We start from the raw sequence: 23,681 nt of genomic DNA on the forward strand, positions 1-23,681 counted from the left end.
TGAACATGTTCCTGCTTCTTGTCCATTTTGCAAAATGGCTTTTAAAATAAAGCCCCTCAACTTTACGCTGAAGGGCTTCTGATTTTTATTTCTTATGGTTACTTGCCTAATAGCGCTTTTGCTTTCGCTACTACATTATCAATTGTAAAACCGAATACTTTATAAAGCTCTTCTGCCGGAGCAGATTCTCCAAAAGTATGCATCGCAATGATATCCCCTTCGTCAGTTACATATTTATGCCAGCCCAGTGGAGAACCGGTTTCTACGGCTAAACGTTTACGGATTGCCTTTGGAAAAACTTTCTCCTGATACGCAGCATCTTGCTTTTCAAAAAGCTCCCAGGATGGCATACTTACTACGCGCGCCGCAATTCCTTCTTCTTTTAATTTTGCCTGTGCATCCAGAATCAAAGCAACTTCAGAACCTGTTGCAATCAGAATCAGCTCTGCTGTACCTTCCGCTTCAGAAAGGATATAAGCTCCTTTTTCAAGATTTTCTGCTTTACCATATTTCTCCTGATCCAATACTGGCAAACCTTGTCTGGTAAAGACTAATGCTACCGGTCCATCTTTATGTTCAAGAGCTACTCTCCATGCCTGAGCTGTTTCATTTGCATCTGCCGGACGAATTAAGGTGATGTTCGGTATAGACCGCAGCGAGATCAGCTGTTCCACTGGCTGGTGCGTAGTTCCATCTTCTCCCAAACCAATACTATCATGTGTATATACAAAAATAGGCCTGATTTTCATGATGGCCGCTAAACGAATTGGCGGACGCATATACTCCGAGAACATCAGAAATGTTGCCCCAAAAGGAATCACACCTCTGGTTAAGGCCATCCCTACTAAAGCAGAACCCATTGCATGCTCGCGTATACCAAAATGGAAATTACGTCCGGTACGGTCTTCCGGTGTAAAAGAAGTATATTCTTTAAGATTTGTATCTGTAGAAGGCGCCAAATCTGCCGACCCTCCTATTAATCCAGGTAAGCTGGCAGCAATTGCATTCAAGACTTTTCCTGAAGCCTGACGGGTTGCCATTTTATCTTTTGAAGGAGCGAATACAGGCAGAGACTTTTTCCAGTCTTTTGGTAATTCACCCTTAAATGCTTGTTCGTAAGCTTCCGCTAATTCAGGATGCGCCACTTTATATTGAGCGAATAACTCATCCCACTTTTCATTAGCCTCTGTTCCTTTTTTACCCGCAGCCTGATAAAACTCATCAACTTCTGCCGGAACAAAGAATGATTTTTCAGGATCAAAGCCAAAGAATTCTTTAACCAGCTTAATCTCATCAGCACCTAGCGGAGATCCATGAGAGCCCGAAGTATTTGCTTTATTTGGACTACCATAAGCAATTTGCGTACGCACTTTAATTAAAGATGGGCGATGAATTTCTGCTTTGGCATTCCTTACCGCATTAATAATTGCAGTAATATCATTTCCGTCACTTATTTCTTGTACATGCCAGTTATAAGCTTCAAAACGTTTAGTAACATCTTCTGTGAATGCAATATCAGTATCTCCTTCGATAGAGATATGGTTATCATCATATAAGTAGATCAGATTGCCTAGTTCCAGGTGGCCTGCTAATGAGGCAGCCTCAGAAGTTACGCCTTCCATCATATCGCCATCACTACAGATTGCGTAAATTTTATAGTCAAATAAATCAAATCCTGGTCTGTTGAACCTTGCTGCAAGATGTTTTTGTGCAATTGCGAAACCTACACCATTTGCAAACCCTTGTCCCAATGGCCCGGTAGTTACATCAACACCGTCAATTAAACCATATTCAGGGTGACCAGCAGTTTTACTGTTCAGCTGGCGGAAATTTTTAAGATCATCAATAGTTACATTAAAACCAGTGAGGTGCAACAAACTATATTGTAACATACAGCCATGACCTGCTGATAAAATAAACCTGTCCCTGTTAGCCCAATCCGGGTTTTTAGGATTATACTTCATATAATGCGCATACAATACATGACCCATTGGTGCAGCACCCATAGGCATCCCCGGGTGTCCGGAGTTCGCTTTCTGTACAGCATCAATTGATAAGGTACGTACAGTATTAATTGCTAATTCTTCAATGTTAAGATTCGAATCCATTTTTAAGTATTTATTGTGATACTTTTACTACGATCACTATGCCCGATTTGTTTTAAACAAATGCTTTTTTTACAGAATACCGATAAAAAAAAGGAGCGCTTTTTTGCGCCCCCCTTTATCATTCTTGGTGTGTGTTAGTAGGAATACTATGGAGTATAGGTTGTAGCCTGTCCACCGTATAGTGCTTTTGATATACTTGATAAGTAAGTGCTTTTATTAGTTCCTGTCAGATTATAGTACAGATAAACACCATAACCTTCGTTCACAGTTCTGGTTGCATTCGTTGTTGCAGTAGTTACACTGGTTGCCTGGATATCAGTCGCCGCAGGGCCTAACTGACTTTTAGTCAAACCTGGAATATTAGGAACAGAATAAGTACTGTAATATGGGTTCCATGCATAGTTTACTTTAGAACCTACAGTTACCCCATTATAAGATAAGTTTGAAGCTGAAGGGCCAATGTTATAAAATGATATAATTTTATTTGGCATTAACTGGCGAAGTGCAGTAACCAGGTATACAAATGAACTTGAATTTGGTTGTCCCGTTCCGTTGTTACCATATTCTGAGTATTCATCATCAAAGTCAATTCCATCCAAACCATAGGTTGTAACAGCATTGCTCAATTGTTGTGCAAAGGCCTGTGCTGCCGCCTGATTAGGGAAGTTAGCAAAACCAGCTCCCTGGTGATTACCTAAAACAGAAAGCATTACCTTGATGCCTTTATCTTGCAGTGGCTTAATTTTAGTAGCCCTGTTATTCAATACACTCGTAACTTGCGGGTTAAAAAATAACTCCGCTTTTTGTGTCGTGGTGTTATAATTAATATTGGCAGCGAAAATTATTCCGATATCAAATAACTGTTTGCCATTCGCCAGCTTATACTTACCAACCTCCAGCATATCATTGCTGTTCACTTCCACATAACAAACCCCAAGAGGCCCGGCCTGACCAATGGCATTCGTTTGATTGGAAGAAAGATTCTGATCTGGATTTACTTGTTGGTCCTTTTTACATGCTGTAGCCATTAAAAGGACAAGACTTACCGAAGTAATTGCAGTCTTCTTTAAGATTGCATTGAATTTTTTGTTCATACTAATTAATTTGGTAGATGATTAATTGTTGTTTAAATATTTGGTTATTTTTTGATAAAATCTGCCTGAATGTCTTAATAGATAAAACGTTTAAGCAAATCTAAGTTAGGAGATTGCTTTGAACAAATCAATAGACAGATATTCTTTTATATCCAGCTTAATATCAGCAGCAAACAGGAGCTTCACCCCTGCATTTTAAAACATTTCGTCCATTCGAATAAATAATTATATTTATCTAATTATCAGCACAATAAGCTAATATGTTTTAGTAATATCGCTGAAAAACCTAACTATTTACGCAACTCAACAACAACCTTTACTATGTCAAGAATAATTCAATTATTATGTTTTTTGCTGCTCTTTCAGACAGCTGCATTCTCAAAAGACTACATTTTAAGCTCGCCGGATAAAAAAATCACTATTCATATTTCCGTTGGTAAAAACATTTCGTGGTCAGTTGCCAAAGATCAGGAACTACTGCTTAAACCCAGCGCCATGAGTATGGTTTTAAAAGATGGCAGGAATCCAGGCATTACACCCGTTGTCTCTAAAGCCGTCAGTAAATCTGTGAATCAAACGATTGTCTCTATCATACCTGTGCGCAACAAGCTGATTCCAGAAGTTTATAATGAACTAAAACTCCAGATGAAAGGGAACTATGCCATTGAATTCAGAGCTTATAACGACGGTGTTGCCTATCGTTTTGTAACTGAACTCGGGCCGCAGCCGATCGAGGTCAACTATGAAGAAGTAGCTTTCAACTTCCAGGAAAACTGCCAGATCTATCTTCCTAAAGAGAATAATCCAGAATTACAATCCCATTATGAAGGTGATTTTAAACCTGCAAAACTTCAGGAAGTCCCCGCTGAACAATATGGTTATCTGCCCTTGTATGTCGCTACCCCGGCAGGGACTAAAATGGTAATTACAGAAGCTGATCTACATGACTATCCCAACCTGTTTTTATATGGAACAGGTACTCAAACCTTAACTGGCCGTTTCCCTAAGGTTATTCTGGAAGCCACCCCAAAGCCAAACTCTGATCGCGCAGAAATCATTGTCAAAAAAGCAGACTATCATGCAAAAACAACCGGAAACAGAACTTTCCCCTGGAGGACAATCATCATCACTTCTTCAGACAAGGAGTTACTGGAAAATGAAATGGTCTTCAAACTTGCCAGGCCGAATGTACTGGCTCATACAGATTGGATCAAACCGGGCAAAGTATCCTGGGACTGGTGGAATGACAACAATATTTATGGTGTAAACTTCAAAGCGGGCATTAATACCGAAACCTATAAATATTACGTAGACTTTGCTTCAGCCTATGGTCTGGAATATATTATTCTAGATGAAGGCTGGTCAAAAGCAACGACCGATCTGCTTGCTCCAAACCCGCAACTTGATATTGAAGGTCTGGTTAAATATGCTGCTGCTAAAAAAGTAGGAGTGATTTTATGGGCATTATGGAAACCACTTGATCAGCAAATGGAGACCATTCTGGATCAGTATGTAAAATGGGGAGTTAAAGGAGTAAAAGTAGATTTTATGGCGAGAGCCGACCAGTACATGGTTAATTTTTACGAAAGGGCAGCTCAAGAAACAGCGAAGCGAAATTTACTTTTAGACCTGCACGGCGCTTATAAACCAGTGGGACTTAACAGGGAATATCCTAACGTGATTAATTATGAGGGGGTCAAAGGCATGGAAAATAACAAATGGGAAGAAACCATTACACCAGTTCATAATACAACACTGCCTTTTACAAGAATGGTGGCAGGGCCAATGGATTATACGCCAGGGGCGATGCTGAACTCCAATAAAGATGAATTTCATGTCAGTATGACTTCCCCGATGAGCAGAGGAACCAGAGCGCATCAAACCTCGATGTATGTTTTGTATGACAGTCCGCTGCAAATGCTTTGTGACAATCCCTCCAATTATTTAAGAGAGCCGGTTTACACCCATTATATTGCCCGTTTCCCTACAGTTTGGGATAAGACCATTGCGCTTAAAGGTAAAATAGCGGAGTATGCAGTTGTAGCCCGTAAAAATGGGAACAATTGGTATATCGGAGGGATGACCAACTGGGACGCAAGGGGATTTGATATCCCCCTGACTTTCCTGGATGGTAAAAAGTATAAAATTGAAATCCTCCAGGATGGAATTAACGTTGGCAAACATGCTGCCGACTATCAGCTCATCAGTAAAGAGGTAACTCGTGGAGAAATTCTACATATCGATATGGCAGCGGGCGGCGGATATACCGCCATCCTGACTCCTATCGGTTAGCGTGCAAATCTTCCACAGTTTTGATCAGCGGGGGGCCTAAAAGACGGCTTCCCATTGTTGTAATCAGGAAATCATCCTCAATCCTTATTCCGCCAAAATCCCTGAACTGCTTCACTTTTTCATAATTAATAAATTGAGCATGCTTATTTTCAGCAGCCCACGAATCTATTAATACCGGTATAAAATATAATCCTGGTTCAACGGTCACGACAAAACCAGGTTCAAGGGCTTTACCTAAACGCAGCGACTTCAACCCGAATTCTTTACTCTTTTTCAATTCAGCTGTGTAGCCTATATACTCTTCTCCCAGGTTCTCCATATCATGTACATCAAGTCCCATCATATGGCCCAGGCCACATTGAAAAAACAAAGTGTGTGCCCCTTCAGCAACAGCTTGTTCAGGATCACCCTTCATCAAACCTAAATCAATAAGTCCGCGTACTAAATGTGCACTTGCCAATAAATGCACATCTTTATAAAGCACACCAGGCTGAAGCGCTTCAATAGCTTTCAACTGTGCATTTAAAACAATATTGTAAACATCCTGCTGCAAAGAGCTGAAAGATTTACCTACCGGAAAAGTGCGTGTTAAATCTCCTGCATAAAACAGCTCATTCTCTGCCCCGCAATCACACAAAACCATTTGTCCATCTTTCAAAACAGTATTACTTGCATGGTTATGCAGAATTTCACCATTTACCGTAAGGATGCTTGGAAAAGAAAGCTGCCCGCCATTGGCAATAGCGACCGCCTGTAACTGTGCAGCAACTGCATTTTCAGTAACCCCGGGACGTGCAATCTCCTGTGCCTTCAACTGCATCAAAGTACTGATCGTAATTGCTTTTTCTATTTCCTGTATCTCCTGTTCACTTTTAATGGAGCGTTGCGCTACAATGGCTTTAATTAACGGTACCGAAGCCTCTCCGGTTAATCCCCAATCCATCAATTTCAAAGAAGTTTCCGCTCTGTAAACCGGAAGAAAATGAACTTTCCTGTTACCAGCCAGCGCGTTAATAACTTCAGTTTTCTTTCTCGTAAAAGCAATGCCCGCCTTTTCCGCCTGAGCTTCTATAGTTTCCAGTGCACCCGTCCATACGATATCATCCACCGTAAGTTCATCCCCGAATAAAATCTCCTGGTCGTTATCAATATCAATGATCAAACACAAATCCGGTCTGCTGATCCCGGTAAAATAGAGGAAACAGCTATCCTGACGAAAATGATAAGTATTATCTCTGAAATTCATCCCACTTTCACCATTCCCAGGCAAAAGGATAATTCCTTCCCCTATCTCTGATTTAAGCTTATTTCTTCTTTCCTCGTAAACTTCTTTAGCGAACATATCTGATTGTTTATAAGATCAAATTTATCAAATAAAAGTTAAAGTTGTCTGTTATAGGGTTCGTCAAAAACTCTTTTCCATCTGACAATAAAAATCCTCTTTTCCTTTAACAAGTAACAATCTCTATCTCCACCACCCGCAACCACACACCCTTCACGCACCTTAAAAACAAGCATAGTGTATTTTTGATCTTGTTCGGGAACGCCGGCAAAAAATATATTATGCTTGTTTTTAACGTAACATTAAGACAACACCCCTGGAATATCTTTGCGAAAAAACCCAATCAATGGATCTGATGACTTCCTTAAAACAAGGCGATCAAACCGCAATGGAAACCATTTACAAAAAACACTGGGAGCAAGTATTCGATGCCGCCTACAAACGTATTGGTACAGAAGACATTGCACAAGACATCACCCAGGATATCTTCATCTCCTTGTGGGAAAAACGTGAAACCCTGGAAATCAGAGAAACCCTTTCCTCTTACCTTTTAACCTCCGTAAAATACCGTGTCATCAACTACTTCAAGGCGAACCTGACCAAAGAAAAATACACCGAAGATCTTTACGCCCTGATCGGCAATACCTCTCCCCTTCACCCCGCTAACGAACTGGCAGTCAAAGAAATTCACAAAGAACTTGACCAGGCAATCGCCGAACTACCAGAACGTATGCGCCAGATCTTTTCCATGAGCAGAAAACAGGAAAAATCAAATAATGAGATCTCCGCAGAACTTAACCTCTCCATACAGACCGTTAAAAACCAACTCACCGCAGCACTAAAAATTATCAGAAAAAGACTCGCCTATCTGACCCTGTTCTTCTTTTAACAAAAACGTAACCTAACCTTAACACCATCTCCCGGTACCACTGACCACTTAAACTGACTAGTTGGTAGATGGAAGACAAAAAGCTTGCAGAAGATCTGCTGAAAAAATATTTAGATGCTAAAGCTACCCCCAAAGAAATTGAACAGGTTGAAAACTGGTACAATTCCTATGAGGAAAAAAACAAAACACTAAGTCAAAACCAGAAAGCTGTTATAGAACGCCGTATGCGCATTACCCTGCAACAGCACATGCAGCAAAAGCCTGAAGCAAAAACAGCCTTCATCCGCAGCAACACTTTCCTTCAAATTGCCGCATCACTCCTACTGGTTTGCAGCATTGGATTGGCCTGGTGGAAAACCGTACCCCATTCACAACAAAAAACAAATCCAACTCTGCGCATTGCCAGTACAAAAGTAAACGAGAAAAAGACGATCACCTTAGCAGACGGTTCAGAGGTTGCGCTGAGCCCATCCAGCAGACTATCCTACCCTGCAAAATTTGCCGCCTCTTTCAGAGAGATTACTTTAGAAGAAGGAGAAGCATTTTTCAAAATCACTCACGATGAGAAACGTCCTTTTAACGTTCAGTTACCCGGAAAACTTTATACAAAAGTACTCGGTACATCCTTTACAATCCGCGCATTTAAAGCCTCCAATGCCCTGAATGTTTCCGTAAGCACTGGTAAAGTAGCTGTGGGGAATAAAAGCCAGGTATTTGGCACACTGATCAAAGGTCAGCAAATCACTTACGATAAAAACAAAGAAACAGCGATCATCAGCCAGACACCAGTTCCAGATACCAGGATCGTATTTGAAGGCATAAACCTGCGTCAGGCGCTGCAAAAACTAGAATATATCTACTCCATAAAAATTGAACTGAACCCAGCTTCCTTAGGAAATCTCGGCTGTACGGCAACATTCCATAGCAAGCAAAAACCAGAAGAGATCCTGAACATCATTTGCAGCCTGTACAATCTTAAATATGACAGCAATCCAGATCATCAATCATTTAAAATCCATAAACAATGAAACACTGATACAAACCTATTTAACGGCAATGTTCAATACAGTCCCCCTCAAATTAATCATTCAATTAACGCGCTAATCAATTAACAGTATGAAAACACCCTCCTATAAGAGGTTAACAGCCCTTTATAAAGCCATGAAGTATTCTTTATTAATTTTCACGGTCATTTGCACATTCTGCGGAACAATCTTCGCTTCCGTCACTATGGCTCAGAAATTAGATCGTGCCCTGGTATCGCTTACGATTACCAAAGACAAATCACAGCAAGCTATTCTAAAAGAAATAGAAGCAAAAACAGGCCTTCATTTTGTTTACAATCAAAATCAGTTGTCGATCAACAAACAAGCAGTAAACGAAACTTTCAAGCAGGAGAAAGTAGAGATAGTCTTACATAAACTAGGTTTTGAATGCCTGGAAAAAGGAGACTATGTAATCCTTAAAAAAATACCAGCACCTGTAAAAAAAGCAGACCGGACAGTTTCCGGAACAGTAAAAGACTCCACTGGCCTGGCTATGCCGGGCGTGTCGGTCAAAGTATCAGGCACAACTTTAGGAACCACCACAAATGCTGATGGAAAATTCAGTATTCCCGCACCTGAAGAAACTACGCTGATTTTTTCGATGATTGGTTATAAAACACAACAAGTGAAAATCGAAGGAAAAGGCATGATCAACATTATTTTAACAGAAGACAATTCACAGTTAAATGAAGTTGTAGTAGTCGGCTATGGTACACAAAAGAAAATCACTGTTTCTGGTGCAGTAGCAGAAGTATCACTGGATAAACTAAATTCAAGATCAGTAAACGATATCGGAAGTATTTTACAAGGAAAGGCTCCGGGTGTGGTTGTAGTGAGTGAAAGTGGGGACCCTACTGCCACCGCCAAAGTAAATATCCGTGGACAGGGTGGTATCAATGGAGAAAACCCTTTATATGTAATTGACGGTTCATTATTCTATGGTACACCAGTCCTGAACCCAAACGATATCGAATCTATTTCCGTACTAAAAGATGGAGCAGCAGCAATTTATGGTGCAAGAGCTTCGGGAGGAGTTATCCTGATCACGACTAAAAAAGGAGCTAACCAGAAATTGAATATCACTTTTGATGCTAAAGTAGGTACACAAACTGCCTGGAAAAAGTTGAAATCATTAAACGCAAAAGAGTTTGCCGATGTTTCAAACCTGGCTGCCGATAATGCAGGTATTCCAAGAAAAGATGCTTTTGATGCAGTAAAATATCCTGATGGACAAATTACCCGTGCAGACTGGGTAGATGAAATTTTCAGAACAGGATTGATCCAGGACTACAACATGGGTATCACTGGTGGAAACGACAAGTCGAGCTTTTACCTGAGTTTCAATTACCGTAAAGCAGAAGGTACGCTATTGAACACTTATGGAAACCGTTATAACTTCAGGATTAACTCTGAACACCGGATCAATTCGTGGATGAAAGTTGGAGAGAATTTATTCTACGATTATACCAATGGAAACGGGTCGAACTCAAATGCACCTAACATTAACGGAGCAAATACAAAAAGCGCCTATACAGGAACAATAATTTCAGCTATATTTTATCCTTCAAACGTTGCGCCATACACTGCAACAGGCGGATTTTCAGGTTTACCTTTAGCTTATGCGGGTGCTTACGGAGATATTATCAACCCTGTAGCCTATTTAAAACGACTAGACGTCAACAACCCGGTTAATACCATCGTAGCGAATCCTTATGCAGAACTTGATTTAGCAAAAGGGCTTAAGTTCCGTTCTAATTTATCTTTCACTAAAAGGATTAATGACTCTAAAACCTTCCAGACCAAAGTTCCTGAGATTGGTAAGATTTTTGACTTTAATCAGCTGACACAAACTTCCAACACCAGCAATGATCTGTTAGCAGAACAGGTATTAACTTACGATAAGTATTTCGGTTCTCATCACCTGAACGTGATTGGTGGTTTCTCTTACCAAAACACGCATTCTGAATACCTGTCTGTTTTTGCACAGGGCTTTGATGACGAATCTCCAAAGTACCGTTACATGGTGAATGCGACTAAACCTTTCTTACCTGAAAGTAATGTATCCAGCGAAACATTAACCTCATTCTTTGCCCGTGCAAATTATGATTACAAAAGCAAATACCTGCTTTCTTTGATCGGAAGAAGAGATGGAACTTCTTTGGTTGCACCACAAAATCGTTTTGCTAATTACTACTCTGCATCCGCAGGATGGGTAATTAACAGAGAAGACTTCCTGAATAAAGTGGATTGGATCAGTAATTTAAAAATCAGAGGTAGTTATGGTCTTTTGGGTAACCTGGCCAGTGTAACCAGCCAGGCGGTGAACCCTACCCTTTCTAAAACTACCATCTACATGGGTCAGAACCCAGCGCAGCTTTTAGGTTATTATGAAAATGTATTGTCTAATCCTGACTTAACCTGGGCAAAATCTAAACAAACCAATATCGGTCTTGACTTCGGTATCTTTAAAAATAGGTTAAACCTGGTTGCTGATTATTTCATTAAGGATACGAAAGACATGTTGATTTATCAGCCCTTATCCGGAACTACAGGTGTAGACGGACAATGGAAAAATGGTGGTTTATCCAGAGATAAAGGAATTGAGGTTGGACTGAACTACAATAACAAGCCGGAAGCAGCATTCCAGTACAGCATCAATGCTACCTTCACTAAAATGAATAACAAACTGGTTTCTTTACCAGCAGGTTTAACAAGTCAGGCGGTAGATTTTAATGTACGCGGTACACTGACTCCTGTTCTTTTACAAGTTGGACAGCCTTTATATTCTTACTATGTGGTACAGACAGCAGGGATTTTCCAGTCGGACGCAGAAGCTAAAAACTATAAAAATGCGAGTGGAAATATGATTCAGCCCAACGCTAAAGCTGGGGATTTCCGTTTCGTAGATAGCAATAACGATGGTAAAATTGACAACAATGACCGGGTATTCAGAGGCAGTGCTTATCCCGATTTCTCTTATGGTTTCAGCTTCAATGCAAGCTACAAAGGATTTGACCTGAACTTATTTGCACAAGGTGTAAAAGGCAACAAGTTATTTAATGCCTTAAAATATACAGGACTGAATGCAGGAAGTGGTCAGAACTACAACTTACTGAAAGGTGTATTAGATGCCTGGAGCCCAACCAATACAGGAAGCAGCCTTCCCCGTATATCGGCAAGTGATGCGAATGGGAACTTCTCTACCACATCAGATTTTTATCTGGAAAGCGGTTCTTATTTAAGATTAAAGAGTGCAACTATAGGGTATACTTTCCCAAAAACCCTTTTAAAAGCAGCTAAAATAAGTAATCTGCGTCTTTACGTGACTTCTAATAACCTGTTTACGATTACTAAATATTCTGGTTTTGATCCCGAAGTAGGAATGGATCAGTATGGTGTAGATGTAGGCCGTTACCCACAAGCAAGAACATTCCTGTTTGGTGCAAGTCTGAATTTTTAACACGTATTAATCAACAAAAATGAAAAAGAATTTACTCCACATATTAATAGCTGGCTTAACCATGGTTACGATCAGCTCTTGTAAAAAACAATTAGATATTACCCCTGAAGGTGCTCCTTCGAAAGGAAATTTCTGGAAAACCAGTACGGATGCGGTGAAAGGTGCCAATGCGATGTATGACCTTTATGACGATGAAAACTTTTATGGCCGTGGTTTCTTCTGGTTTATCAACGCCAGTGATGACATGATTACCGGACGTGTAAAAGCACAGGGTGATAACGTAAGAGACTTCAACTCTGCTTATATTGGTGGGGATTATACCGAAGGACAATGGAAAATGAGATATGCAACAATTAAAAGAGCAAATGATGTGATTCGTTATGTGCCTTCAATTGAGATGGATGCTGCTTTGAAAAAGAGATTGATCGGCGAAGCGTATTTTACAAGTGGTTATATGTATTTCCAGTTAGCTTCCAATTATGGTAATGCTAAAGCCGGGGTACCTATTGTAACCAGGGCAAATATGGATGATCCGAACCCAACACCAAGAGCAGCTAATGTAAATTTGAACTATGATTACCTGATTAGTGAATTACAACAGGCAGCAAATTATCTTCCCTACTTTGATCAGCTGGGTGCCGCAGATTATGGCCGTCCGCATAAAGTGGCTGCATGGGCAGTATTGTCCAAAGCCTTCTTATTTAAAAAGGATTATCCTAATGCAGAAAAATATGCCGACTCTGTCATCAATTTCGGTAAACGTGACTTAATGCCAAATTTTGCAGATGTATTTAAAGCATCAAATAACTGGGGACCTGAATATATCTGGTCAGCTGTTTCTACTCCTTCTGGTGCTGCTGGCTGGGGAAGTATTCTGCCTGGCGTGATGCTTGAAAATAAAGGCTGGGGAAAATACAATGGCTGGGGCTATTACGTTCCAACCAAAGAATTATATGATTCTTACCAGCCAGGTGATATCCGCCGTGAGGCAACGATCTTAAAACCGGGAGATCATTTTATGTTTTTTGGGGCAGACAATGTTTATGCTTCTGTGAATAGTTTATCTGGCTTCCAGTTCAGAAAATACATGGACCCATTCAGTTTTGCAGATCCGGTAGGCAAACATATCAGTCCAAACGGTGACCATCCGACAACAGATTTAAACCTTCCGTTATTGCGTTTTGCAGAAGTATTATTGATCAAAGCAGAAGCGGCAATTATGCAGCGGGGTGCTGGTGCCGGTGATACAGAATTGAACAGAATCAGGGTAAGGGCAAAACTTGCAGCTGCAAGCGGAATGACACTGGCAGATCTGAAAAGAGAACGCCGTAATGAACTGGCCGGAGAATGGGCAGACAGACATCGCGATATGGTGCGCTGGGGTGATGCTGAGGCTGCTTATGCACAACCAGCTCATGGATTCAGCGGGGCAACAGTATGGCCTGCAAGAAAATTCAATCCTCAGGTACATGATGTATGGGCTGTTCCACAAAAAGAAATTGATAACAGTGGCGGCGTAATTAAACAAAACGCTGGCTGGTAAATAAATTTAAACACATGAAAAACCTATTTTGCGCTACTGTATTTACCTTATTTTCATTGGCGGCCGTTGCACAGACACCGTTATCAGCTAATTCAGGTCACAGCCACAATGATTACAAACAAAACATCCCATTACTGCGTGCTTATTACGCAGGGATGGGCTCTATTGAAGCTGATGTTTTTCTGAAGGATGGCCAGCTGTTTGTCGCTCATGAGTTAAAGGAAATCAAACCAGGGGCAACACTTTTGAAACAATACCTGGAGCCTTTATACCGGTTGTATCAGGAAAACGGAAATCATCCTTATGCGAATCATCAGTTAAAATTGCAATTGGTGATTGATATTAAAGAAGATTACCAGCATGTTTTACCGCAGCTGCTGAAAGAGCTTAAACCTTTTCAGGACATGGTAAACAAGCCAGTTAATCCGGACGCGGTAAGTATTGTGGTCAGCGGAGATATGCCAGCCCCTGAAAACTTTAAGAATTATCCTGCTTTAATTTCTTTTGACGGCCGCCCGGCTACGGTTTATACACAAGAGCAGTTGGAGCGTGTAGCAATGATCAGCGATGATCTAAAGAATTACACGGTCTGGAATGGCAAAGGAACACCGACAAAAATTGATCAGGATAAGCTTTTAAAGGTAATTAATGCGGCACATCAGCAAAAGAAACCTTTCCGCTTCTGGGCAACACAGGATAGTCCGAATACCTGGCTGGAGCTGGAGAAATTCGGAGTAGACTGGATTAATACGGATGCGCCTGAGAAGCTGCGTGATTTCTATTTACGGAAAGATAAACTGACTTATACTAATCCGGTTGCTTATCCTGTTTATCAGCCAACTTATCAATCTGATGGCCCGGCCAAAAAGGTAAAAAACGTGATTTTGCTGATTGGCGATGGAATGGGCCTGGCTCAAATCCATGCGGGATGGATTGCGAATCATGGTAACCTGAATATCACGATGATCCGCAATAGTGGTTTCTCTCAGACTGCGGCTTCTAATTCTGGAAATACAGATTCTGCGGCTGGCGGATCGGCTATTGCTATGGGCGAGAAAACAAATAACCGCTATATAGGCATGGGACCTGATGATAAGAAACGTACGAATCTGGCAGATACTTTAGCTGGTTATGGTATAAAAAGCGGAATTATCAGTGTTGGTGATATTACGGATGCTACTCCTGCTGTGTTTTATGCACATCAGTTAGACCGTTCGTATAGTGAAGCCATAGCAAAGGATTTTCTGGATAGTCATGTAGATATTTTAGTAGGTTCTAATCAAAAGAGCTTTCTGCAAAATCCCGATACTGGTTTAATGAAAAAACTGGAAGCTAAAGGTTATACTTTGAGTAAATCGGTAGCAGACTTCAAACAGAAAAGCAGTGGTAAGCAATTGGTTTTATTACCCGATTCTGCAACGCGTCCGGTAAAGGATGGCAGAGGAGATATGCTGGCGCAGTCTTTAAAACAAACTATCAAATTATTATCAGCTAATAAAAAAGGCTTCTTTATAATGACTGAGGGTGCTCAGATTGATTATGGAGGTCATGTCAATGATTTAAAATATGTGGTGACTGAACTGCATGATTTTGATAAAACCGTAGCTGAGGCTTTACGTTTTGCTGATCAGGATGGAGAAACCCTGGTTTTAATTACCGCGGATCATGAAACGGGAGGTTTGACTTTACTGGATGCTTCGGCAGCGGAAGGCAGGATTCAGGGAGAGTTTAGTACGAATGACCATACGAATATCATGGTGCCTGTTTATGCTTATGGCCCGCATTCAGGAGATTTCACGGGTACTTATCCGAACAATGAGATTTTTAAAAAGATCATGAAATTGTTTACAGGTAAGTAAGGATTCAATTTAACATAAAAAGCGGCTGTATCGTAAAAGATACAGCCGCTTTTTTATATAGTAGTAAAATTTAAATTCCTAATCTTTCACTGGTTCTGCCGCTTCCACCGGTGCTTCCGGATCTAATTCTACACACCCCTCTTTATCTTTTCTTGCAAAAAGTATTGGATAAAGAAAAAGAAGTGCACTCAGCATCAGGAATAATCCCGAAACTTCCAATACATATTTACTCCATTCTACCTCATTCGCACCGAGAAACAGGTAAGCGACAAGGGCAATTATAGCTAGGATCAAGGCGATTACCGCCTTCTGAAGTTTCATTACTTTAATCATGACCGCTGAGATTGTTGTTGTTAATTGATATGATTTCTACGCTGAAAATCCGTCTGATATATTTTTATCCTCTGAATTAAAATCGTTTTAAAATACAAGCATCAAAAACCAAACCAATTTAAGTTTTTGAAGATCAATGTATTTCCTGAATAGCTACCTTTTTTTAATTCTTAATACTTAACTTTGCATCCTCATTTTTTTAAGATACTGGATTGATGTATAGGGAATTTAAACAATTAGAACTACCTAAGATAGGCGAAGAGATATTACGGTTTTGGAAGGAAGAAAATATATTTGAAAAAAGTATTTCTACCCGCTCAAAAGCTAACCCATTTACTTTTTATGAAGGCCCGCCTTCAGCTAACGGCATGCCTGGTATTCACCACGTCATGGCTCGTGCTATTAAAGATATTTTCTGTCGTTATAAAACTCTTAAAGGCTTCCAGGTAAAACGTAAAGGTGGCTGGGATACGCATGGTTTGCCTATTGAGCTTGCTGTAGAGAAGAAACTGGGTATCACAAAAGTAGATATCGGAATTAAAATTACAGTGGAAGAATACAATGCAGCCTGCCGTGAAGAAGTAATGCGTTATACCGATATCTGGAATGACCTTACGGAAAAAATGGGGTATTGGGTGGATCTGGAAAAACCTTATATCACTTACGAAAACGAATACATTGAATCTCTTTGGTGGATACTTAAAACCTTTCATGAAAAAGGGCTTTTATACAAAGGATATACTGTACAGCCTTACTCTCCAGCTGCGGGAACAGGTTTAAGTTCTCATGAGCTGAACCAGCCTGGTACATACAAAATGCTGAAAGATACCTCGATCACTGCGCAGTTCGCTATCAAAAGAGAACAGCAGCACGCAGCGATATCTTCCATATTTGAAAATGATACAGAAGATACTTCTTTTATCGCCTGGACAACTACGCCATGGACTTTACCGTCTAACGGTGCACTGGCAGTTGGCGCAAAGATCAATTATGTAAAAGTTAAAACTTTAAATCAATATACTTTCTTACCGGTAAGTGTAATATTAGCTAAGGATTTAGTCGGGAAACACTTTAAAGCTGACGCAAAAGATATTTCTTTTGAAGACTATAAAGGCGGCGATAAACTGATCCCGTGGACAATCACAGCTGAGTTTACAGGTAAAGATCTGGTTGGACTGGTTTATCACCAGTTAATGCCTTATGTAACCAACGCTGAATTAGAAGCCAAAGCTTTCCGCGTGATCCCTGCTGACTATGTAACTACAGAAGATGGTACAGGTATCGTGCATCTTGCAGCGGTATTCGGAGCGGACGATTTTCGTGTTGTAAAAGAAAACGACATGCCATATGTCATGGTGAAAGATGAACAGGGCAATGAACTTCCGCTAGTCAACAAACAAGGTAAATTCGTAGATGAGGTTACTGATTTTGCTGGCTACTATGTGAAAGAAGAATATTATAGTGATGAAGAACGTAAAGCACCTGATTTCAAGCCTACGGACGTGCTGATCGCTATTAAGCTGAAAGAAGAGAATAAAGCGTTTGATGTTAAAAAATACGAACACAGTTATCCGCATTGCTGGAGAACTGATAAACCTATTTTATACTATCCGCTGGACAGCTGGTTTATCAAAACTACTGCTGTAAAAGATAAGATGGTGGCGCTGAACAAAACAATCAACTGGAAACCGGAAGCTACCGGAACAGGCCGTTTTGGTAACTGGCTGGAAAACCTGGTAGACTGGAATTTATCACGCTCCCGTTATTGGGGAACTCCTTTACCAATCTGGAGAACTCAGGATGGTACGGAAGAAAAATGTATAGGCTCTATTGCTGAACTGAATGCAGAGATCAAAAAATCTGTGGAAGCTGGTTTTATGGAGGCTGCTTTTGAATTGAAAGATATGCACCGTCCTTTTGTGGATGATGTGATCCTGACTTCTTCAAAAGGAGAAAAAATGACCCGTGAACTGGATCTGATCGATGTATGGTTTGATAGTGGCGCAATGCCTTATGCGCAATGGCATTATCCTTTTGAAAATCAGGAAGAGTTTGAGAATGCTTATCCGGCAGATTTTATCGCTGAGGGTGTGGATCAGACTCGTGGATGGTTTTTTACTTTACATGCGATTGCTGTGATGCTGAGCGAAACAAGTGAGGAAATCAAAGCGGTAAATGAGCGTATCGGCAATAAAGGCATTGCTTATAAAAACGTGGTTTCCAACGGATTGGTACTGGATAAAAACGGCAACAAAATGTCTAAACGCTTAGGCAATGGAGTTGATCCCTTCCATACAATTGATACTTACAGTGCTGATGCAACCAGGTGGTATATGATCAGTAATGCTTCTCCATGGGATAACCTGAAGTTCAGTACTGAAGGTTTGGATGAGGTAAGACGCAAGTTCTTTGGAACGCTATACAATACTTATGCTTTTTTCGCTTTATATGCGAATATTGATCAGTTTGAGATTGATGAAAATAACGAGACCCCTGTAAAAGATCGTTCTGAATTAGACAGATGGATTTTATCGCTGTTACAGAACCTGATCAACGAGGTGGATGAGAGTTATAATACTTATGAGCCTACTAAAGCAGCGAGAGCTATTCAGACTTTTGTAGATGAGCATTTAAGTAACTGGTATATCCGTTTATCGCGCCGCCGCTTCTGGAAGGGTGAAATGACTGCGGATAAAAAGGCTGCGTACGAGACTTTGTATACTTGTTTGATGAGTGTATCTCAGTTAATGTCTCCGGTTGCACCTTTCTTCGCGGATTGGTTATACCAGAACTTATCAGTTAATAAAAAGACTGCTGAACAGTCGGTGCATTTGAGCTTGTGGAAAGAAGGTGATACTTCACTGATTGACACAGAATTGAATGAGCGTATGGAGCTGGCACAGAATATTTCTTCCATGGCGCTTTCGTTAAGGAAAAAATCAAGTATTAATGTGCGTCAGCCGCTGGCTAAAATCCTATTGCCTGTACTGGACAAAACTTTCCAGGAGAAGGTAGAACTGGTGAAAGAAATCATCTTATCTGAGACTAATATCAAGGATATTGAATACATCACTGACACTGCTGGTTTCATCAAGAAAAAGATCAAGCCTAATTTCAAAGCACTTGGGCCAAAGGTTGGCAAAGACATGAAATCGGTAGCGGAAACAATTAGTAACATGAGTGCTGAAGATTTAAGCAAATTTGAAGCTGAAGGTTCTTATCTTGTACCGGAGACCAGTTATGTAATTTTGCTGGAAGATGTGGAAATCATTGCTGAAGATATCCCTGGATGGCAGGTAACAAATATCGGAAACCTTACGGTTGCTTTGGATGTTACGGTCACCGAGGTATTGAAGGAGGAAGGTTTATCGCGTGAATTGATCAACAGAATCCAGAATTTAAGAAAAGAGCTTAATTTCGAGGTGACTGATCGCATTACGGTGAGTTTACAAAACGATAATTTGATCGCCGCAGCGGTAGCACAGAATAAAGCATACATTTGCGCTGAAACATTAGCGGATGATATTAATTTGATAACTAATTTAGATAAAGGAAACACAATCGTAATTGATGAAGTTGAATTACTGATTTCGATTGCAAAACAATAATTAACATGGAAAAACCTACAAAAACCCGTTACTCAGATAACGAGCTACAAGAATTTAAAGAACTAATCCAGGATAAACTGCGTATGGCGAGAGAGGAATTTCTCAACTTAACGAATTCTTTGAGCAGTCCGAACTCTAATGGTACAGAAGATACTTCTGGTACTTACAAGACTTTGGAAGATGGTTCGGCCACATTGGAGAAAGAGCAATTAAATCAATTAGCTGCACGTCAGAAAAAATTCATTGAGAATTTAGAAGCTGCTTTGGTACGTATTGAGAACAAAACTTATGGTATTTGCCGCGAAACTGGTAAATTGATCCAAAAAGAACGTTTACGTGCTGTACCTCATGCAACTTTAAGCATGGAAGCCAAATTGAAGCAAGCATAATGAAAGGCTATTCTAAACCTTTGCTGGTTATCTTCCTGGTCCTTTTAGTGGATCAGGTGTTGAAGACCTGGATTAAAACTAATATGTATGTGGGTCAGGAGTTCAAAATTATTGGCAACTGGTTCATTATACATTTTACGGAGAACAATGGAATGGCCTTCGGAATGGAGTTTGGTGGTGAATTCGGTAAACTGGCTTTATCATTATTCAGAATTGCTGCGGTAGCGGCAATTGGCTATGGTTTGTATTACCTGGTGAAACATAAGTACCACAGAGGTCTTGTCCTGAATGTGGCCCTGATTTTTGCAGGTGCATTGGGTAATATAATTGACTCTGTAGCTTATGGTAAGATATATGGTTATTCTACGCTGTTTCACGGCCGCGTAGTGGATATGTTTTACTTTCCGATACTGGAAGGCATCTTCCCTAAATGGGTGCCTGTATGGGGCGGAGAAGACTACATTTTCTTCAGACCGGTGTTCAATGTTGCAGATGCTGCCATATCTGTTGGGGTGATCGCTATCCTGATCTTCCAGAAAAAATATTTTAAGGAAGAGGTGAAGGAAGAGATCGGGCCGAATAATGAGGTCGTTGAAGATTAAAGACTTTTAAACTAATGGAAAGGCTTTCTCTAAGGGGAAAGCCTTTTTTTTGTTTCAAGGGATTTGTGGAGGGGGATGGAATCAGGTTGAAAAGGTATTTTGTTTGGTGGCTGGTTAGGAGAAATAGAGAGAAGAAAAAAAAGAAAGAAAGATTAGATGACTGTATAGACTGGATAGCTGATATAACAGGCCTGATTTTCAGTGGATTTTTATGAACAAAATAAATAAAGGCTGGCTGAGAGAATATTCTTAATTTGCAGGAAATTAAAATTCTTCCATTATTGTTATGGAATCGGCATGGTTTTTACATCTAATCTGTAAATACACACAAATTGAAAATTATTATGAGAAAGTTATTCGTCTTTGCCTTTGTTACTTTAATCAGTGTTAGTGCTATGGCTCAACAAGTAGATTTACGCAAAAAGATCACCGTTAGCGGAACAGCTGAAACGGAAGTTACCCCGGATATTATTTATTTAAGCATTTCGCTGAAAGAGTATCTGAAAGATGGTAACAGCAAGAAAAAAGTGGAGATTACGGATTTAGAGAATCAGTTATATAAAGCTATTCAGGCTGCTGGTATTCCTAAGGAGAATTTAATGATCAATAGCTTATCAAGTTTCAATACTGCACCAGAGAAAAAGAAAAACCCTGATTTCTTAGTAAGCAAACAATATCGTTTGAAGGTTACTGATCTGAACAAATGGAATGAAATTATTGGTTCGGTAGATCCTAAGGGAGTAGCCTATACTAATATTGATAGTTATGATTATTCTAAAATTGAAGCTTTAAAGAAAGATTTAAAAATTAAAGCGTTACAGGCTGCTAAAACAAAAGCGACTTACCTGGTTGAGGCTTTAGGTAATCAATTGGGTAGCGTAATTGATATCCAGGAACAAGGTAATGAGAACTTCCCTGTTTACCGTGCAAGCGGAATGATGATGATGAAGTCTGCTATGGCTGAAGACGCTGGCGGTCCTGCACCGGAAATCGACTTCAAGAAAATTAAACTAAGCTATGTAATGAATACAGTTTTTGAAATTAAATAGTGACTATTACTGTATACAGTAGATTAAAATCTGACTACCTATTTATTGTTTTTTGATTATTGTCGATTAGATAATACATTAATAATCATCTATTCAGGGATACACGGGAAACCTACCAACAATTTGGTAGGTTTTTTGTTATAAGTTGAGTCTGTCAATAACTACACAATTTAAATTATAACCATGAAAAAATTAATCTACTCATTCTTGTTAATCTTCATTGTAGGATTAAGTGTTAACACAGTCTCTGCTGCCACAGTTAAGGACAAAGTTGAAATGACTACTGAGCAAAAAGTTCAGTTAGAAAGAATCACTAACCGTGTGGAAGAAATTAAAGCTATGGACAAGTCTAATTTGTCAAGAGCTGAGAAAAAAGAATTGCGCAAAGAGTTAAGAACGATGAAAAAAGAAGCCCGTGCTATTGGTGGAGGTGTTTATCTTTCTGTTGGTGCAATTATTATCATTATCTTATTATTAATCCTGATTTTATAATCAAACCGGGGTTAACTCAAATAAAAAAGCGGGTGTTTCTTTAGGAGACATCCGCTTTTTTATTTTTTGATGATTAGTTTTTATATTCCACACCACTTTTTATAATTGTTCTTGTTGCGCTGAAATTTGCGGGATCTTCAAACGGGCTTTTATCCCAGATAATCAAATCTGCTTGTTTGCCTTTTTCAATAGTACCTGCCCTGTCTGCAATTCCAATGGCCTCTGCCCCGTTGTAAGTTGCTATTTTAAAAACATCAGCTACTGAAAACCCATATTCCGTCATAATAATAAGTTCAGAGATCAGTGATTTTCCTCCGTTAATACCATCTGTGCCAATACGCAGTTTAATGCCTTTATCACTCATTAATTTTGCATATTTCATTAAAACAGCAAAGTTTTCTTTGCATCGCTTAAGCTGTACTGCGGTCAGCAGCTTATCGGCAGGTTGTGTAAAGTAAGTAGGCTGAAACTGTTCGTACATTCTTTGTATGGTCGTTGAAAAAGTAGCATTGCGGCTTGCAAGACTATCTATTAATGCTTCCATTTTATGTTTTTCATGCTGGTCTATATAGCTGAATGCTTCCATGAACATTTCCAGGACTCTGGACTCTGTGTCTGTGGTGCCATAGTTCGAGGCAAATTCTGTTTCAAACTGCCTGTATTCTTTTTCTGTCAGAATACCGGCCCCAAGCGTCACCAGGTGTTCGTAGTTGATCAGACCCATTTTTAAAGCCTCTCCAATGTGCAGGTGACGGGTACCGAAATCGCCGATATGACCATAAGTTATCATTCCAAGACTATCAGCAATCTTTAAAACAGCCTCGGCTTCAGGTCTTCTGATCCGGTAGTACAATTTGATATGTTTAATTCCCAGCCGGTAATATTCGAGTATTTTAGCTTTAGCTTTCTCCGGATTTTCCAGTTCTACATGCCCAATATAGGGAGTTCGTTCTTCGTCGGAGATTAAAGCAGCCCCACTCGTGTAAAAGTCAGTGTATGGAGGGGCGGGATGTTTCTGCCAGTCAAGAATTGGGGTCAGCCATTTTTCAGGTTGTCCTAATATCAAGGCCGTGGTTGTACCATAAGGCAAATAGGCGTCTGATAGTTTACGGTGAAGGTATTCCAGTGAGTCCTGAGCCAGAAATTCGGGGGCATTTTCGTAATCTCCAAAAACATCTGTTGGATGTATATGTGTATCGATGAAACCAGGAGTAACTAACCGGCCGCGGGCATCAATGTTCTTTTTCCCGGTGATTTTCTTCGAAGAGTTAATCATGTTCACAATTTTCCCGTCTTTAATCAGCAGCGTCTGATCATCTAATATCTTTCCCGATCTAACGTCTAATACTTCGGCATGGCTGATCACCAGCTCATATTTACCGGATTGGCCACGGGCAAATAAAGCAAAGGTTAGTAAGATCAGAGAAAGCGTGAATTTCATACTCAAATATAGATTAACAAATTATATTTTTGACTTCATAAAACCGGTTCGATATAAGACGTTGGATTATTTAGCACGTAATTATATGGATTCGTTTCATGATGTTTTTCAGCAAGTTGGTCAATCACATTTCATCGTCCAATAACCGGATCATAGAACCTGGAATCATAATCATACTACTATTAATACACAGG

The 23,681-nt window shown here is 40.0% G+C and carries 17 protein-coding genes; 11 read left to right on the forward strand and 6 right to left on the reverse strand.

Annotated elements, in window-relative coordinates; all coding sequences use genetic code 11:
* Window positions 1-98: 98 nt before the first annotated feature.
* Entirely contained in the window at window positions 99-2,108 is a 2,010-nt protein-coding gene (tkt, locus tag HDE70_RS21820; protein ID WP_183866046.1) for a transketolase, read from the reverse strand.
* 146 nt (window positions 2,109-2,254) lie between these two features.
* Complete coding sequence (locus tag HDE70_RS21825) at window positions 2,255-3,202, reverse strand: endo-beta-N-acetylglucosaminidase H (RefSeq protein WP_183866047.1); 948 nt, start codon at window positions 3,200-3,202, stop codon at window positions 2,255-2,257.
* 321 nt (window positions 3,203-3,523) lie between these two features.
* Here HDE70_RS21825 and HDE70_RS21830 point away from each other — a divergent pair, with 321 nt between their 5' ends.
* Entirely contained in the window at window positions 3,524-5,494 is a 1,971-nt protein-coding gene (locus HDE70_RS21830; protein WP_183891825.1) for a glycoside hydrolase family 97 protein, read from the forward strand.
* On the opposite strand, the gene HDE70_RS21835 is transcribed toward HDE70_RS21830, so the two are convergent.
* Both HDE70_RS21835 and HDE70_RS21840 read right to left on the reverse strand, forming a co-directional pair.
* Window positions 5,484-6,836: an aminopeptidase P family protein gene (locus HDE70_RS21835; RefSeq protein WP_183891826.1), complete on the reverse strand. Its 1,353-nt coding sequence runs from the start codon at window positions 6,834-6,836 to the stop codon at window positions 5,484-5,486. The two genes, HDE70_RS21830 and HDE70_RS21835, sit on opposite strands and share 11 nt — an antisense overlap.
* Before the next feature lie 38 nt (window positions 6,837-6,874).
* Window positions 6,875-7,012, reverse strand: coding sequence for a hypothetical protein (locus HDE70_RS21840; protein WP_183866050.1), 138 nt, complete (start codon window positions 7,010-7,012; stop codon window positions 6,875-6,877).
* A gap of 110 nt (window positions 7,013-7,122) precedes the next feature.
* Here HDE70_RS21840 and HDE70_RS21845 point away from each other — a divergent pair, with 110 nt between their 5' ends.
* The 5 genes from HDE70_RS21845 to HDE70_RS21865 all read left to right on the forward strand — a co-directional run bounded on the left by HDE70_RS21845 (window position 7,123) and on the right by HDE70_RS21865 (window position 15,573).
* A complete protein-coding gene (locus HDE70_RS21845) occupies window positions 7,123-7,665 on the forward strand; it encodes an RNA polymerase sigma-70 factor (protein ID WP_183891827.1) in 543 nt (180 codons plus the stop codon).
* A 68-nt stretch (window positions 7,666-7,733) separates the two neighbouring features.
* The gene (locus HDE70_RS21850) at window positions 7,734-8,693 is read left to right on the forward strand and encodes a FecR family protein (RefSeq protein WP_183866052.1); all 960 of its coding nucleotides are present in this window, start codon (window positions 7,734-7,736) and stop codon (window positions 8,691-8,693) included.
* Between the two features lie 88 nt (window positions 8,694-8,781).
* Window positions 8,782-12,171 (forward strand): SusC/RagA family TonB-linked outer membrane protein, encoded by a 3,390-nt coding sequence (locus HDE70_RS21855; RefSeq protein WP_260161798.1) that lies wholly within the window; start codon window positions 8,782-8,784, stop codon window positions 12,169-12,171.
* 19 nt (window positions 12,172-12,190) lie between these two features.
* Window positions 12,191-13,714: a RagB/SusD family nutrient uptake outer membrane protein gene (locus HDE70_RS21860; protein WP_183891828.1), complete on the forward strand. Its 1,524-nt coding sequence runs from the start codon at window positions 12,191-12,193 to the stop codon at window positions 13,712-13,714.
* A 14-nt stretch (window positions 13,715-13,728) separates the two neighbouring features.
* Window positions 13,729-15,573, forward strand: a complete 1,845-nt coding sequence (locus HDE70_RS21865) for an alkaline phosphatase (protein ID WP_260161801.1) — start codon at window positions 13,729-13,731, stop codon at window positions 15,571-15,573.
* Between the two features lie 78 nt (window positions 15,574-15,651).
* Here HDE70_RS21865 and HDE70_RS21870 read toward each other — a convergent pair whose 3' ends face one another.
* The gene (locus HDE70_RS21870) at window positions 15,652-15,894 is read right to left on the reverse strand and encodes an isoleucyl-tRNA synthetase (protein ID WP_260161802.1); all 243 of its coding nucleotides are present in this window, start codon (window positions 15,892-15,894) and stop codon (window positions 15,652-15,654) included.
* A gap of 227 nt (window positions 15,895-16,121) precedes the next feature.
* On the opposite strand from HDE70_RS21870, the gene ileS reads away from it, so the two are divergent.
* The 5 genes from ileS to HDE70_RS21895 all read left to right on the forward strand — a co-directional run bounded on the left by ileS (window position 16,122) and on the right by HDE70_RS21895 (window position 22,046).
* Window positions 16,122-19,514, forward strand: a complete 3,393-nt coding sequence (gene ileS / locus HDE70_RS21875; protein ID WP_183891829.1) for an isoleucine--tRNA ligase — start codon at window positions 16,122-16,124, stop codon at window positions 19,512-19,514.
* Between the two features lie 5 nt (window positions 19,515-19,519).
* The gene (locus tag HDE70_RS21880; RefSeq protein WP_041885291.1) at window positions 19,520-19,903 is read left to right on the forward strand and encodes a TraR/DksA family transcriptional regulator; all 384 of its coding nucleotides are present in this window, start codon (window positions 19,520-19,522) and stop codon (window positions 19,901-19,903) included.
* On the forward strand, window positions 19,903-20,505 hold the full coding sequence (locus HDE70_RS21885) for a lipoprotein signal peptidase (protein ID WP_183866056.1): 603 nt from the start codon (window positions 19,903-19,905) through the stop codon (window positions 20,503-20,505). The genes HDE70_RS21880 and HDE70_RS21885 overlap by 1 nt, the downstream gene beginning before the upstream one ends.
* 344 nt (window positions 20,506-20,849) lie before the next feature.
* Window positions 20,850-21,554: an SIMPL domain-containing protein gene (locus HDE70_RS21890; protein ID WP_183866057.1), complete on the forward strand. Its 705-nt coding sequence runs from the start codon at window positions 20,850-20,852 to the stop codon at window positions 21,552-21,554.
* Window positions 21,555-21,737: 183 nt separating this feature from the next.
* On the forward strand, window positions 21,738-22,046 hold the full coding sequence (locus tag HDE70_RS21895) for a hypothetical protein (RefSeq protein ID WP_183866058.1): 309 nt from the start codon (window positions 21,738-21,740) through the stop codon (window positions 22,044-22,046).
* A gap of 73 nt (window positions 22,047-22,119) precedes the next feature.
* On the opposite strand, the gene HDE70_RS21900 is transcribed toward HDE70_RS21895, so the two are convergent.
* A complete protein-coding gene (locus HDE70_RS21900) occupies window positions 22,120-23,487 on the reverse strand; it encodes an amidohydrolase family protein (RefSeq protein ID WP_183891830.1) in 1,368 nt (455 codons plus the stop codon).
* Window positions 23,488-23,681 lie beyond the last annotated feature (194 nt).

Source organism: Pedobacter cryoconitis (genome assembly GCF_014200595.1).
GTDB classification, from domain to species: Bacteria; Bacteroidota; Bacteroidia; order Sphingobacteriales; family Sphingobacteriaceae; genus Pedobacter; species Pedobacter cryoconitis_C.

Bases quoted from the DNA above. Each gene is read 5' to 3' on its own strand.
- HDE70_RS21845 (WP_183891827.1), top strand. From the start codon at position 7,123: ATGGATCTGATGACTTCCTTAAAACAAGGCGATCAAACCGCAATGGAA.
- HDE70_RS21855 (WP_260161798.1), top strand. From the start codon at position 8,782: ATGAAAACACCCTCCTATAAGAGGTTAACAGCCCTTTATAAAGCCATG.
- HDE70_RS21890 (WP_183866057.1), top strand. From the start codon at position 20,850: ATGAGAAAGTTATTCGTCTTTGCCTTTGTTACTTTAATCAGTGTTAGT.
- HDE70_RS21895 (WP_183866058.1), top strand. From the start codon at position 21,738: ATGAAAAAATTAATCTACTCATTCTTGTTAATCTTCATTGTAGGATTA.
- HDE70_RS21850 (WP_183866052.1), top strand. From the start codon at position 7,734: ATGGAAGACAAAAAGCTTGCAGAAGATCTGCTGAAAAAATATTTAGAT.
- ileS (WP_183891829.1), top strand. From the start codon at position 16,122: ATGTATAGGGAATTTAAACAATTAGAACTACCTAAGATAGGCGAAGAG.
- HDE70_RS21885 (WP_183866056.1), top strand. From the start codon at position 19,903: ATGAAAGGCTATTCTAAACCTTTGCTGGTTATCTTCCTGGTCCTTTTA.
- HDE70_RS21880 (WP_041885291.1), top strand. From the start codon at position 19,520: ATGGAAAAACCTACAAAAACCCGTTACTCAGATAACGAGCTACAAGAA.
- HDE70_RS21825 (WP_183866047.1), bottom strand. From the start codon at position 3,202: ATGAACAAAAAATTCAATGCAATCTTAAAGAAGACTGCAATTACTTCG.
- HDE70_RS21860 (WP_183891828.1), top strand. From the start codon at position 12,191: ATGAAAAAGAATTTACTCCACATATTAATAGCTGGCTTAACCATGGTT.
- HDE70_RS21840 (WP_183866050.1), bottom strand. From the start codon at position 7,012: ATGCTTGTTTTTAAGGTGCGTGAAGGGTGTGTGGTTGCGGGTGGTGGA.
- HDE70_RS21835 (WP_183891826.1), bottom strand. From the start codon at position 6,836: ATGTTCGCTAAAGAAGTTTACGAGGAAAGAAGAAATAAGCTTAAATCA.
- HDE70_RS21870 (WP_260161802.1), bottom strand. From the start codon at position 15,894: ATGAAACTTCAGAAGGCGGTAATCGCCTTGATCCTAGCTATAATTGCC.
- HDE70_RS21900 (WP_183891830.1), bottom strand. From the start codon at position 23,487: ATGAAATTCACGCTTTCTCTGATCTTACTAACCTTTGCTTTATTTGCC.
- HDE70_RS21865 (WP_260161801.1), top strand. From the start codon at position 13,729: ATGAAAAACCTATTTTGCGCTACTGTATTTACCTTATTTTCATTGGCG.
- tkt (WP_183866046.1), bottom strand. From the start codon at position 2,108: ATGGATTCGAATCTTAACATTGAAGAATTAGCAATTAATACTGTACGT.
- HDE70_RS21830 (WP_183891825.1), top strand. From the start codon at position 3,524: ATGTCAAGAATAATTCAATTATTATGTTTTTTGCTGCTCTTTCAGACA.